This window comes from Rhizobium sp. P2_G9 (assembly GCF_056403475.1).
Genome location: NZ_JBFUFK010000096.1, coordinates 1 through 8,637, shown reverse-complemented (window position 1 = coordinate 8,637; position 8,637 = coordinate 1). Strand labels below are relative to the sequence as shown.

The following is an 8,637-nucleotide window of genomic DNA, read 5'->3' as shown; positions in this document are numbered from 1 at the left end:
GGATTGGTTCAACAATCGACGACTTCTGGAGCCCATCGGCAATATTCCACCAGCTGAAGCCGAAGAACGATACTACGCCATGCTGGACGAACCAGCCGTGGCCGCATAACTTAAACCAAACGGTCTCCGGCAAAGCCGGGGCGGTTCACCTGGAGAAAGCAGGAGCGGCTCCTGCCGAAGACCAGCGCCACCTTCAACCTGTTCTACAACGACCCCGAAACGGTGCCGCCGGATGAGTTCCGCATGGACATCTGCGCCGGCGTCGAAAGCGATTTCGGCAACAGCAATCCGCGCATTCATCTGAGCACCATTCCGGGCGGCAGCTATGCGAGGCTCAGGGTTTCGGGCATCGCCGGCGAAATGCCGCAGGGTGCCTCCTTCCTCTATCGGGAATGGCTGCCGGCGAGCGGCAGGGAGCTGCGGGATTTTCCGTTCTTCTGCGAGCGCGTTCGCTTCTTCCCGGACGTGGCGGAAGCTGACGTGATCACAGATCTCTATCTGCCGCTTGCCTGACGGAAGAACGGCAACCTCATCGCCCGGCATCAGGCATGCTGAAACACGCCCTTGCCGGGAAGCCGGCCGCGATCATGCGGCCGGTCGAAATCGAGCGCCGGCCCCTTCGGCACGATGCGGGTCGGGTTGAGATGGGCGATGGAATAGTAGCCGCGCTTGATGTGATCGATCCTTACCGTCTCGGCGATGCCGGGCCATTGGTAGAGCTCGCGGGCATAGGCCGAGAGGTTCGGATAGTCCTCCAATTTCCGGAGATTACACTTGAAGACGCCGTTATAGGCAGCGTCGAAGCGGATCAGCGTCACGAACAGGCGGATATCGGCTTCGGTCAGATATTCGCCGGCGATGTAGCGGTGGCTATCGAGATGATCATCGAGCTTGTCCAGCGTCTCAAACAGGGATGTGACATTGCGCTCGTAGACGGTTTGCGATTTGGCGAAGCCGGTCTTGTAGACGCCGTTGTTGACGGTGTCGTAGATCAGCCGGTTCCAGGTGTCGATTTCGCCTCTGAGCGACTCCGGATAAAAATCCAGCCGGTTGCCGGTCAGATGATTGAAAGCGGAGTTCATGATGCGGATGATATCGGCGGATTCGTTGTTGACGATCCTGCCGGTTTGACGATCCCAGAGAACGGGCACAGAGACCTTGCCGGTATAGCGTGGCTCGCTCGTCGTATAGAGCTGGTGCTGGAAGGAGATTTCGGGTGCCTTGCCCCCGGCATCCTGCGCCGGGATATATTGCCAGCCGTTGTCACCGAGCGTGGGCTCGGCGATCGAAACGGAAATCACATTCTGCAGGCCTTTCAGGTTGCGCATCGCGAGCGTCCGTGATGCCCAGGGGCAGATATAGGCAACGAAGAGCTGGTAGCGGCCCGCCTCCGCCGAGAAACCCGGCTGGCCATCCGGACCGGGGCTGCCATCAGGCGTGATCCAGTTGCGGAACTTCGTTTCCTCGCGGTGGAAGGCGCCATTCTTCATCTCGCTCGCGGCGACATCGTCCTTGATCCATTGCCCGTCGACAAGCTGCGGCATAGAATATTCCTCACATTGACTTGCTGCGAAAATGCGCCGGAGCACGGAAATGTTCAATGCGTCAATGGGTTGACGGACCGTCAAGGGAAAGAAGGGTTATTCGTCTTCGGGTGGCCATTGCTGGGAGGTGTGGAGGACGAAGTCGATCGAAACCGATCGCTCCTTGACGGTATAGATCAAGATGAACGGCGTGCGGGTAACGACCAATTCCCTGCTACCGACCACGCGTCCGATGCGGCCGGAATGAGGAAATAACCCAAGCTTCCGCACCCGCTGCAGGGTACGCTGGTGCATCCCCCAAGCGGCTCGAGGGTTATCCTCATGAATACGGGAGAGCAGTTTCAGAAATTGTAACTCTGCCAGTTCCGTCCATTCAATCTTCACTGATGCCCGCCTCGCGATCGAGCCGCCTCAGTAGGGCGTCGGCGCGGGCCATCACCTCCTCATGAGAATAAAACACCGCGTCGGGCCTGCGGGAATATTCCAATGCGGCCTCCACCTTTCGGCGAAACCACGCGTCATAGTCCGCCTGCTCCTCGGGCGTCAGCTTCTTCTGCGGACCCCAGATGTTTTCGTCGATGACGTTCTCTTCGTCATCATCTGCCTGGAGCGGGGTTTGCGGGTTTTCCTCAAAACCATCCGGACGGGACATGCTGGTTCTCCTTTTGTTTCAGGATAGCAAATCCTCATTGCGTCACAAGCAATTTCCGGCGCGATCGGAGGCCAGCCTATAATGTCCTGCGTCAGGACGTGAAATCCAGCCCCATCTCGCGGAAACGCTCGGGATCGTCGCCCCAGTTCTCGCGTACTTTCACGAACAGGAAAAGATGCACCGGTTGTTCGAGGATTTCGGAGATTTCCTTGCGGGCGGCGGTCGAGATCGACTTGATCGCTTCACCGCCCTTGCCGAGCGCGATCTTTTTCTGGCTCTCGCGCTCGACATAGATCACCTGCTCGATGCGAACCGAGCCGTCCTTGCGCTCTTCCCACTTCTCCGTCTCGACATGCGAGGCGTAAGGCAGCTCCTGGTGCAGGCGCAGGAACAGCTTTTCGCGGGTGATTTCGGCGGCGAGCTGGCGCATCGGCAGGTCGGAGATCTGGTCTTCCGGATAGTACCAGGGGCCTTCAGGCAGCGTCTGCGACAGATATTTCAACACGTCGTCGCAGCCTGAGCCGTTGAGCGCCGAGATCATGAACGTGGCTTCGAAATTGACCTTTTCATTGGCGGCCTGCGCCAGCGCCAGCAGGTCTTCACGCTTGACCTGGTCGATCTTGTTGAGCACCAGAATCTTCGGCTGCTTGACCTCCGAAAGACCGTCCAGAATGGTCTCGGCGTCACCCTTCAGCCCGCGCTCGCTGTCGATCAGCAGCATGATAATATCAGCGTCTTTGGCGCCACCCCAGGCGGTGGTGACCATGGCGCGGTCGAGGCGACGGCGCGGCTTGAAGATGCCGGGCGTGTCCATGAAGACGATCTGCGTCCGGTCCTCGATGGCAATGCCGCGGATGATCGCGCGCGTTGTCTGCACCTTGTGGGAGACGATCGAGACCTTGGCGCCGACAAGGCGATTGACCAGCGTGGATTTGCCGGCATTGGTGGCGCCGATCAGGGCGACGAAGCCGGAACGCGTGGGGGCGGTTTCCACCGCGGTTTCAATTTCAGTCATCAAATTTCCAATCGGCTCTCGGCCGTTTCGGGCATCCATATGCCCTCGCGCTCCAACATGCGGCGGGCGGCGACCTGTTCGGCGGCGCGCTTGGAGCGGTCGACGCCGGTTTCCGATGCCAGGCCGGCAATCTCGACCACCACGGTGAATTGCGGCGCATGGTCCGGTCCACTTCTGTCCTCGACGCGGTAGGTCGGCGCAAAACCAAAACGCTGATGCGACCATTCCTGCAATTCGGTCTTGGCGTCACGTCGCATCGGCTCGGGGCTTGTCGCCCGTTCCGTCCATTGGCGCAGCACAAAGCCACGCGCGGCTTCCAGTCCACCGTCGATGTAGATCGCTGCGATCAGACTTTCGACCACGTCGGCGCGGACATTCTTCATACGCTGACCGGTGATCTTTTTCAAATCGGCACCGGTGCGGATATAGCGGTGCAGTTCCATCTCGTCGGCGACAGCGGCGCAGGTGTCGGCGGAAACCAGCTGGTTCAGACGTACCGAGAGTTCACCCTCGCCAGCGTTGCGATAAGTGGTGAACAGAAGCTCGGCAATGCAGAGGCCGAGCACGCGGTCGCCCAGAAATTCCAGCCGCTCGTAATTGCCGCCCTTGGCAACGCGGGCGCTGGAATGGGTGATCGCCCGGTCCAGGCGATCCTTGTCCTGGAAGACATATCCGACCAGCGCCTCAAGGCTCTCCCGTTCCTGCGCGGCGAGGGCCGAACTGCGGCTCATTCTATGCCCTTGAAAAAGCGGTCATAACGAAGGTTGGCCGGCCATTTCCAGATCTCCAGGAAGGAGGTTTGGTGAGAGAGCGAGAAGATGATGAAGCTGGCGTGACCGACGAGGTTTTCTTCCGGCACGTAGCCCACATCGAAACGGCTGTCAGATGAGTTGTCGCGATTGTCGCCCATCATGAAATAATGCTTCGGCGGCACAGTGAAGACTTGGGTGTTATCACCCTGGCTATTCGGGTCGAGATCAAGCGTCGGGTAAGTGACGCCATTGTCGAGCGTCTCGCGAAAGACAGGTTCCTTGTCATAATCATGTGTGAACTGTACGCCCACGCCACCCGTGTCGCTGTCATCCGATGTGAATGTTCCGTCTGGGACGCGCGGCACCGGCTTGTCGTTGATATAGAGAACATCCTTCTTCACCTGGATACGGTCACCGGGAAGACCGATCACGCGCTTGATATAATCAACAGATGGATTCGGCGGAAAACGGAAGACGACGACATCGCCGCGCTTCGGCTGACTGCCGAACAGGCGGCCCTTGAACCAGTCTGGATTGTAGAGCGGCAGCGAATAACGCGAATAACCGTAGGAGAATTTGTTGACCAGCAGATAGTCGCCGATCAGAAGCGTCGGCATCATCGAGCCGGAGGGAATGGTGAAGGGCTGCAGGAGGACGGTCCGAATGACCGCGGCGAGCAGAAATGCCTGAAACAGCACGACAATTGTTTCCCAGAGAGCATTCTTCTCAGCTGGCTTGTTTTCGGTCACGCTCATTCGTTCCTCTTGGCGTACTAAAGCGCGTCACGATTTCTCGGAATGACGGACGCCCTAGGTCTTGGACTTTACGCATTTCCGCCAAAACCGGTTCACGTTTTTAGGGATATGCACTGACTTTGAAACTCTCTAGCTTTTTCCGTATTCATCGGCAACCCGCATCAGGTCGCAGGCAATGCCTCAATGATCACAAAGGCCTGAGCCAGCGGAAAATCGTCGGTGATGGTGACGTGGATGGCGGGTTTATGCCCTTCCGGGATCAGCGACATCAGGCGTTTTTCGGCGCCGCCAGTGAGCGCCATGGTCGGCTTGCCGCTGGGAAGATTGACCACACCCATTTCCTTCCAGGCGACGCCCATGGAAAGGCCGGTGCCGAGCGCCTTGGAGCAGGCTTCCTTGGCGGCGAAGCGCTTGGCGTAGGAGGCTGCGCGATTCTTGCGGCCGTCCGATTTGCGCTGTTCGATCTCGGTGAAGCAGCGGTTGGCGAAACGCTGGCCAAAGCGCTCCAGCGTCTTTTCGACCCGCCTTATGTCGATGAGATCGCTGCCAATGCCGATGATCATGCGTCCACCTGTTCGATTTTCGATAGATGGGACGCTGTAGACCGGAACGGAAGTGGCTGCCAAGTAAAAATAAAGGCCGGCGCAACGGCGCCAGCCCACATTCCTGGAGACCTGCTCCCTATCATATATAGAGCTTGCCCGGCTTAGAACACGTTCTGCGGACGATTGCGGAACAGGCCGCGGTCGATCTGGCGCTGACGATATTCGAGGTCGACCCGGTCGGTCGAGGCATTCAGGTAAGCAAGCTCGCGATCTTCAGTAGACGGGCCGCGCAGCTTCGAGGCGATTTTAGAGACATAACCAAACATGGTTTCTTCCTTTCGTTTCTTTCAGTTCCTCCCTTCTTCTGTGTATAAGATAGCGCGATTGCTGCATCGCACAAGGTAGCCATTGCTGGATGCTGCCCTGCCACTCACGCATAGCTAGTTAATGACGCCCACATTTTTGACATGGGTCTGTCAAGAGTGAGGCAATTTGCCTCGCAGGAGGGCAATCTCAGCTGCGATATTGCTGGTGATATTCCCTAGAGCGCTTTGCGTTCTGATAGAATCAGAACCGCGCTCTAAGTTTTTGTTTTTGAGCATGTCGTTATCCTGAAACCGGCATCCACTTTCAGGCGACATGCTCTAAGCCCCCGGTCACGGCCGGATATACAGATAGCCCTGCTGCTGCAGATCGGCGATCCGCACCACGCCGCCTTCCTCGGCCACGTCGAAACCGGCAAGCAGGTCGGCTGCGACCAGCTTCTGGGCTTTCATCGTATTGCCGCAAGCGACGAAGGCAACGCCATCCTTATTGCGCTTGGCGATCTGCCCACGGATATCCGGATTGGCCTTTGAGGCAACGAAGGCATCGAGCGCCGTGCCATGGACGACAAGCACGATCCTGACTTTGTCCGGGCCGCCTTTGCCGGCAATGTGATTCTTGATATTGCCGAGCACGAAATTGACCCGTGTCGGCTCCGACAGATGATAGACGACCTTCTGCACACCGTCCGCCGGCACATTGGCGCTGGCGGAAACGGGCAGGACGGAGGCAGCTGCGCCGCCGGCCAAGCCGGGCAACAGGCGCGAGAAGATGGTGCGGCGGGAAAACAGCATGGCGTTTTTCTCCTTTGGGGCTCAGATCACTGCGTCACGGTTCCCTTTTTGACCGCGGCATTGACGTCGTCGTCATAGATGACCGACAGGCAATTCTTGAGCTCGCTCTCCTGCAGCACAAAGGTCCGGTCGTCTGTATCGAAACCCTTGGTGCCAAGCGGTTTGTCGTCTTCGGGATCGCCCAGCCGGACGCCGTTTTCGCCGATATCGAGTTTGATCGACGTGTCGTCCCTGGCATCGGCATCGACGCCACCGCCGTCACAATCGATGCCGCAGCTCACCGACATACCCGGTTTGTCAGCATTTCGGTTGCAATCGCCACCGAAGGCGAAAGACTTCTTGCTGTCGCGGAAACTCACCTGGGCATCGAATGAATAATAATAGCTGCCTTTTTCGTCACCATTCTTCTTGGCGAAATAGATAAGCATGTCGGTGACGTTCTGCTTCGGATGGGCGGTGAGATGCGCCTTGTCATAGTGCCTGACATAGCAAAGATTCGACACCGGGCCGGTGGCCTGATTGTTGAACAGGGCGTCAAGCCTGGCATTGCCCGCGGAGGCGGTGCCCGCAAAGACAAGCAGCGGCAGGCTTGCGAAAAATCCGATCCGGGAAAGCATAGGTCGATCTCCTTTCAAGTCGTTAGCTACGGTGCTCGCGCCCACTTGAACGAATAACGGATGACCCTGCCCGCTTCTTCGATGCCCCTGCGGACGTGGCTATTCAGTGACCGCTCCCTTGGCGATCCTGGCCCGCAAGGCACCATCCTTGATCGCCGGCAGGCAGTCGGCCAATGCGGCGCGGTCGAGGCGGAAAAGCTTGTCGTCGTCGCCGAACTTGCCGCGCGCGGGCACGCCATCCTCGCCCGGCGGATCATAGATACGGGCGCCGATCGGAATCTCGACCAGGATCGAGGACTGGTTCCTGACGCGCATATCGATGCGGCCGCCTTCGCAATCGAATGGGCAGGTGATCGCCTGCTTGCCCTCGCCCGGCTCGCAATAATTGGTGAGCACCAGCGGCTGCTTCTGCTCGCGGAAATCCACCTGCATGTCGACCGTGTAGCCTTCATTCGCATCGCCTTCGGCCTTGCTGACGAAGACGCGCATATCGGTGACATTCTGGTCCGGATGGCTGGCGAGATGTGTCTTTGCATAGTGCCGCGAGAAACAGGCGGAGGCCGCCTTGTCGCCGGGATCGTGACCGAAGAGCGTCTTGATCTGCGAGGATTGGCCGGCGCTGGCGACTGCCGGGATCAGGGCAGTCGCGACGAATATCGGCAAGATCGAAAAACGCATCGAAGAAATCCTCGCCTGGCGGTCACTGCGTGACGGCGCCTTTGGTGATCTTGACCTTCAGGTCCTCGTCGGAAACCACCATTGCGCAATCCCTGAGCGCCGTGCGGTCCAGCCGGAACAGCTTGTCATCCTCGCCGAAACGGGCGCCGTTGGGCAGGTCGTCATCGGAGGCGTTCTCATCGGCCGAAGGATCGTAGATGCGGACACTGTCGGGAATGTCGATGAGCACCGAGGTCTCGCTTTTTACCCGCACGTCGAGATGACCGCCGTCGCAATCGATGCCGCAGCCCAGCGCATGCTTGCCGTCGGTGCCCTGGCTGCAGCTTCCCGCGACCTCGAACGGCTTTTTCATCTGGCGGAAATGCACCTGTAGAGTGAGGCCGTAATACGGATCCGGGCCCTCCTGCTTGCTGACATAAAGCAGCATGTCGGTGACGTTCTGCTGTGGATGCGAGGCGAGATGCGGCTTGGTATAGCGGCGGATAAAGCAGGCATGCGCCGCGCCGGCGCCGGGGTCACGGCCGAAGATCTTGACGAGATCGGAGGCCGGATCGGCACGGGCAAAAGCGGGAAGCGCAAGGACGAATGCGGCGGCGGACAGAGCGAGGCGCATGGCAGTCTCCCGAGCAGAAGGATTGGCGGAGTTTATGCCATGACGGATAGAGGAGGAAGAGTATTCGGCGCTGCACCACAGCTGGATGTCGAATAACCCTTAGAGCGCTCTGCGTTCTGATGGAATCAGAACCGCGCTCCAAACCTTTGTTTTGCGCATGTCGTTATCCTGAAACCGGTTCCCACTTTCAGGCGACATGCTAGGCCGTAGACTCATAACGCGTTGATCCAGATGCGGGTAGCAATGATTTTGGCGGCGGCAAGGAAATTGGCTGGGTTCTTGTCGTAACGTGTTGCCATAGCTCGATATTGTTTGAGCTTATTGAAGAAGCGTTCGACGAGATTTCTT

At 58.5% G+C, this 8,637-nt stretch carries 12 protein-coding genes and 2 pseudogenes; 1 reads left to right on the top strand and 13 read right to left on the bottom strand.

The window, feature by feature from the left end; genetic code table 11:
* Nucleotides 1-159 precede the first annotated feature (159 nt).
* Nucleotides 160-513, top strand: a pseudogene (locus tag AC1DYF_RS39510) (AraC family transcriptional regulator); the annotation flags it as partial.
* 29 nt (nucleotides 514-542) lie between these two features.
* On the opposite strand, the gene AC1DYF_RS39505 reads toward AC1DYF_RS39510, so the two are convergent.
* The 13 genes and pseudogenes from AC1DYF_RS39505 to AC1DYF_RS39445 all read right to left on the bottom strand — a co-directional run.
* Nucleotides 543-1,544, bottom strand: a complete 1,002-nt coding sequence (locus AC1DYF_RS39505; protein WP_477884309.1) for a glutathione S-transferase family protein — start codon at nucleotides 1,542-1,544, stop codon at nucleotides 543-545.
* A 96-nt stretch (nucleotides 1,545-1,640) separates the two neighbouring features.
* A complete protein-coding gene (locus AC1DYF_RS39500; protein WP_477884307.1) occupies nucleotides 1,641-1,928 on the bottom strand; it encodes a type II toxin-antitoxin system RelE/ParE family toxin in 288 nt (95 codons plus the stop codon).
* Nucleotides 1,918-2,196, bottom strand: a complete 279-nt coding sequence (locus AC1DYF_RS39495) for a hypothetical protein (RefSeq protein ID WP_477884305.1) — start codon at nucleotides 2,194-2,196, stop codon at nucleotides 1,918-1,920. The genes AC1DYF_RS39500 and AC1DYF_RS39495 overlap by 11 nt, the downstream gene beginning before the upstream one ends.
* 91 nt (nucleotides 2,197-2,287) lie before the next feature.
* Nucleotides 2,288-3,211, bottom strand: a complete 924-nt coding sequence (gene era, locus AC1DYF_RS39490) for a GTPase Era (protein WP_477884303.1) — start codon at nucleotides 3,209-3,211, stop codon at nucleotides 2,288-2,290.
* Nucleotides 3,211-3,942 carry a ribonuclease III gene (gene rnc / locus AC1DYF_RS39485; RefSeq protein WP_477884301.1) on the bottom strand — a complete coding sequence of 244 codons (732 nt, stop codon included), beginning with the start codon at nucleotides 3,940-3,942 and terminating at the stop codon, nucleotides 3,211-3,213. Before rnc ends, era begins: the two co-directional genes overlap by 1 nt.
* Nucleotides 3,939-4,718 carry a signal peptidase I gene (lepB, locus tag AC1DYF_RS39480; RefSeq protein ID WP_477884299.1) on the bottom strand — a complete coding sequence of 260 codons (780 nt, stop codon included), beginning with the start codon at nucleotides 4,716-4,718 and terminating at the stop codon, nucleotides 3,939-3,941. The genes rnc and lepB overlap by 4 nt, the downstream gene beginning before the upstream one ends.
* A gap of 161 nt (nucleotides 4,719-4,879) precedes the next feature.
* The gene (acpS, locus tag AC1DYF_RS39475; RefSeq protein ID WP_477884297.1) at nucleotides 4,880-5,281 is read right to left on the bottom strand and encodes a holo-ACP synthase; all 402 of its coding nucleotides are present in this window, start codon (nucleotides 5,279-5,281) and stop codon (nucleotides 4,880-4,882) included.
* A gap of 143 nt (nucleotides 5,282-5,424) precedes the next feature.
* Nucleotides 5,425-5,589 (bottom strand): DUF3563 family protein, encoded by a 165-nt coding sequence (locus AC1DYF_RS39470; RefSeq protein WP_477884295.1) that lies wholly within the window; start codon nucleotides 5,587-5,589, stop codon nucleotides 5,425-5,427.
* A gap of 330 nt (nucleotides 5,590-5,919) precedes the next feature.
* Nucleotides 5,920-6,381 (bottom strand): DsrE family protein, encoded by a 462-nt coding sequence (locus AC1DYF_RS39465; RefSeq protein ID WP_477884293.1) that lies wholly within the window; start codon nucleotides 6,379-6,381, stop codon nucleotides 5,920-5,922.
* A gap of 26 nt (nucleotides 6,382-6,407) precedes the next feature.
* On the bottom strand, nucleotides 6,408-6,998 hold the full coding sequence (locus AC1DYF_RS39460; RefSeq protein ID WP_477884291.1) for a hypothetical protein: 591 nt from the start codon (nucleotides 6,996-6,998) through the stop codon (nucleotides 6,408-6,410).
* Nucleotides 6,999-7,097: 99 nt separating this feature from the next.
* Nucleotides 7,098-7,676: a hypothetical protein gene (locus tag AC1DYF_RS39455; RefSeq protein WP_477884289.1), complete on the bottom strand. Its 579-nt coding sequence runs from the start codon at nucleotides 7,674-7,676 to the stop codon at nucleotides 7,098-7,100.
* Nucleotides 7,677-7,698: 22 nt separating this feature from the next.
* On the bottom strand, nucleotides 7,699-8,289 hold the full coding sequence (locus tag AC1DYF_RS39450) for a hypothetical protein (protein ID WP_477884287.1): 591 nt from the start codon (nucleotides 8,287-8,289) through the stop codon (nucleotides 7,699-7,701).
* Nucleotides 8,290-8,501: 212 nt separating this feature from the next.
* Nucleotides 8,502-8,637, bottom strand: a pseudogene (locus tag AC1DYF_RS39445) (IS5/IS1182 family transposase); the annotation flags it as partial.

Coding starts and splice junctions, on each gene's coding strand:
- AC1DYF_RS39505 (WP_477884309.1), bottom strand. CDS start 1,544: ATGCCGCAGCTTGTCGACGGGCAATGGATCAAGGACGATGTCGCCGCG.
- AC1DYF_RS39495 (WP_477884305.1), bottom strand. CDS start 2,196: ATGTCCCGTCCGGATGGTTTTGAGGAAAACCCGCAAACCCCGCTCCAG.
- era (WP_477884303.1), bottom strand. CDS start 3,211: ATGACTGAAATTGAAACCGCGGTGGAAACCGCCCCCACGCGTTCCGGC.
- rnc (WP_477884301.1), bottom strand. CDS start 3,942: ATGAGCCGCAGTTCGGCCCTCGCCGCGCAGGAACGGGAGAGCCTTGAG.
- lepB (WP_477884299.1), bottom strand. CDS start 4,718: ATGAGCGTGACCGAAAACAAGCCAGCTGAGAAGAATGCTCTCTGGGAA.
- acpS (WP_477884297.1), bottom strand. CDS start 5,281: ATGATCATCGGCATTGGCAGCGATCTCATCGACATAAGGCGGGTCGAA.
- AC1DYF_RS39470 (WP_477884295.1), bottom strand. CDS start 5,589: ATGTTTGGTTATGTCTCTAAAATCGCCTCGAAGCTGCGCGGCCCGTCT.
- AC1DYF_RS39465 (WP_477884293.1), bottom strand. CDS start 6,381: ATGCTGTTTTCCCGCCGCACCATCTTCTCGCGCCTGTTGCCCGGCTTG.
- AC1DYF_RS39460 (WP_477884291.1), bottom strand. CDS start 6,998: ATGCTTTCCCGGATCGGATTTTTCGCAAGCCTGCCGCTGCTTGTCTTT.
- AC1DYF_RS39455 (WP_477884289.1), bottom strand. CDS start 7,676: ATGCGTTTTTCGATCTTGCCGATATTCGTCGCGACTGCCCTGATCCCG.
- AC1DYF_RS39450 (WP_477884287.1), bottom strand. CDS start 8,289: ATGCGCCTCGCTCTGTCCGCCGCCGCATTCGTCCTTGCGCTTCCCGCT.